At 36.5% G+C, this 394-nt stretch carries 1 pseudogene; it reads right to left on the reverse strand.

The window, feature by feature from the left end:
• Positions 1-394, reverse strand: a pseudogene (locus AC1DIT_RS28585) (hemolysin BL lytic component L2); the annotation flags it as partial.

Below are 394 nucleotides of genomic sequence, written 5' to 3' on the forward strand. Positions count from 1 at the left end.
AAATGTGCTCAAATGTGCTCGTTGCTCTGCTGTTAGTTTATTTACTTCAGCAAAGGCACTATATGTTTTTTTAATTTGTTTAGGGTCAATAACTTTCGTAAGGTCATACTCTTTCGTTTTTGCAACTGCAGCTGCAGCTATTTCAGCTTGTTTACTTTTCTCAATTGCTTCACGAGCTGCTTTTTTAGCCGATTCAATCTCTAGAGCAGATTTACCTTKTTCTGTCGCTTCTTGCKCYGCTTTTTTCTCYGCTTCTARAATAGAGTTGTTAATTTCTTTTCCTTTGTTATACGCTGCTACCGCTGTTTGAGCAGCAGGTTCAATGATATTTTTTGAAAGATCATAGACTTCTTTGAATATAACAAACCCTTGTTCATTTAAAGCTCCTGGTAAC

The organism is Bacillus sp. 05T22 (assembly GCF_056396765.1).